Raw genomic sequence first — 276 nt, 5'->3', positions numbered from 1 at the left:
CAACAAAACATCCGCCGCCATCAATCCCCGCCCCAAAAGCGGAAATTCACTGTCGTAACAGATCAAGATGCCGATCCGCCCCAGATCAGTGTCAAACAGCGACACAGGCGCGCCGCCAACCACACCCCAGGGGTCGCGCTCAAACCGGGTCATGATCTGTTTGTCCTGAAACCCGCTTTTGCCGGACGGGGCAAACAAACGCGCGCGGTTCACCGGTCGCATACCGCCCGCAATCTCCGGGTCAAACACCGGTGCCGACGCCGCACAGATGTGAAC

General features: G+C 60.1%; 1 protein-coding gene. It reads right to left on the bottom strand.

The features are described from left to right. Positions 1 to 222: nitrilase-related carbon-nitrogen hydrolase (locus Q4528_RS13760; protein ID WP_303522126.1), on the bottom strand; the 222-nt coding region annotated here is incomplete at its 3' end. Positions 223 to 276: the final 54 nt, after the last annotated feature.

The sequence above is a fragment of the Staphylococcus pasteuri genome (genome assembly GCF_030547725.1).
Taxonomy (GTDB): Bacteria; Bacillota; Bacilli; order Staphylococcales; family Staphylococcaceae; genus Staphylococcus; species Staphylococcus pasteuri.
Note: the sequence above shows the minus strand (reverse complement) of the source record. Positions and strands in the feature narration are given on the sequence as shown.